Source organism: Streptomyces montanus (assembly GCF_005786655.1).
Classification (GTDB): Bacteria; Actinomycetota; Actinomycetes; order Streptomycetales; family Streptomycetaceae; genus Streptomyces; species Streptomyces sporangiiformans.
Genome location: NZ_VBZC01000151.1, coordinates 1 through 1,803, shown reverse-complemented (window position 1 = coordinate 1,803; position 1,803 = coordinate 1). Strand labels below are relative to the sequence as shown.

Sequence of the window (1,803 nt, the reverse complement as noted above, 5' to 3'; positions counted from 1 at the left end):
GGTTCTAGTGGGTGCGGTCTTTGTTGAAGTGCTTCATGGCCCAGGTGTAGCCGAGGAGGCTGATGGCGGTGCACCAGGCGGCGGCGATGTAGCCGCTGTTGCCGATGTCGGTGTTCATGAGGAGGCCGCGGAGGGTTTCGATCATGGGGGTGAAGGGCTGGTATTCGGCGAAGTAGCGCAGGCCGGTGGGCATGGTGTCGGTGGGGACGATGCCGGAGCCGACGAAGGGCAACAGGATGAGGGGGAAGGGGGCGTTGGAGGCGGCGTCGAGGGTTTTGGCGGCGAGGCCGAAGGCGACGCCGAGCCAGGTGAGGGCGAAGGCTGCGGCGGTGAGCAGGGCGAGGACGCCGAGCCATCCGGTGGCACTGGCTTGGGGGTTGAAGCCCATGAGGAGGGCGACGGCGAAGACCACGGCCATGGAGGCGAGGGTTTGCAGGACGGAGGAGATGACGCGGGCGATGAGGATGGAGGGGCGGAAGATCGCCATGGTTTTGAAGCGGGCGATGATGCCTTCGGTCATGTCGACGGAGGTGGAGACGGCGGTGCCGAGGGATCCGGTGGCGGCGGTCATGATGATCAGGCCGGGCAGGACGTAGTTGATGTAGTCGGTGCCGGCGCCGGGGACGGGGGTGACGCCTTCGCCCAGGACGTTGCCGAAGACGTAGACGAAGAGCAGGAGGAACAGGACGGGGATGCCGATGATGGAGATGACGGTGGTGGGGTAGCGGAGCTGGTTTTTGAGGTTGCGGCGCAGCAGGGTGACGGAGTCGGCTACCGCGTAGGTGACGGTGCTCATACCAGGACCTTCTTCTCCGAATCGGCGGCGGATGCGGGCGTGTTGGGGGCGGTGGTGCCGTCAGCGGTGCTGTCGGCGGTGGTGGTGGTGGGGGTTTGGCCGGTGAGGGCGAGGAAGACGTCGTCGAGGTCGGGGGTTTTCAGGGCGAGTTCGTGGACGGTGGTGACGTCCAGGCGGGAGAGGATGTGCTGGACGCCGGCGGCGGAGCCGTCGGAGGGCACGTGCAGGGTGAGGGTGTCCTCATCGCGTGTGGCGCCGGTGCCGGTCAGCTGGGTGGCGGCGGTGTTCAGCGCGGTGGGGGTGGTGAACTGCAGGTCGATGCTGCCGCCGGGGATCTGCCGCTTGAGTTGTTCGGGGGTGCCCTGGGCGACGAGGCGTCCGCCGTTGAGGACGGCGATGGTGTCGGCGAGCTGGTCGGCCTCTTCGAGGTACTGGGTGGTGAGGAAGATGGTGACGCCGTCGGCGACGAGGTCGCGGATCAGGTCCCACATCGCGCGGCGGACGCGGGGGTCGAGGCCGGTGGTGGGTTCGTCGAGGAAGATGATGCGGGGTGCGCCGACCAGCGTCATCGCCAGATCCAGGCGGCGTTTCATGCCGCCGGAGTAGGTGATGACGGGCTTCTTCGCGGCCTCGACGAGGTCGAACTGCTCGATCAGCCGGGCGCAGCGCTGCTTGGTGACCTTGCGGTCCAGGTGCCACAGCCGGCCCATCAGCTGCAGGTTCTCCTCCGCGTTCAAGAACGGGTCGACGGCGGAGAACTGGCCGGTGACACCGATACTGGAGCGCACCCCGTCCGGATCGGCGGCCAGGTCGTGGCCGGCGACGGTGACCTGGCCGGCGTCCGCCGCGGTCAGCGTGGACAGGATCTTCACCGTGGTGGTCTTGCCCGCCCCGTTCGGACCCAGCAGCGAGAACACCGAGCCCTGCGGGATCTGAAGATCCACCCCGTCCAGCACCCGCTGCTCCCCATACGCCTTCACCAGCCCCACAGCACTGATCGCCGCAGC

At 67.8% G+C, this 1,803-nt stretch carries 2 protein-coding genes; both read right to left on the bottom strand.

Going from position 1 to position 1,803, the window contains the following annotated elements:
• Positions 1-4 precede the first annotated feature (4 nt).
• Positions 5-796 (bottom strand): ABC transporter permease, encoded by a 792-nt coding sequence (locus FE633_RS46840; RefSeq protein WP_138051248.1) that lies wholly within the window; start codon positions 794-796, stop codon positions 5-7.
• Positions 793-1,803, bottom strand: a 1,011-nt coding sequence (locus FE633_RS46835) for an ATP-binding cassette domain-containing protein (RefSeq protein ID WP_138051247.1), incomplete at its 5' end; no start/stop codon positions are given. The genes FE633_RS46835 and FE633_RS46840, both read right to left, overlap by 4 nt.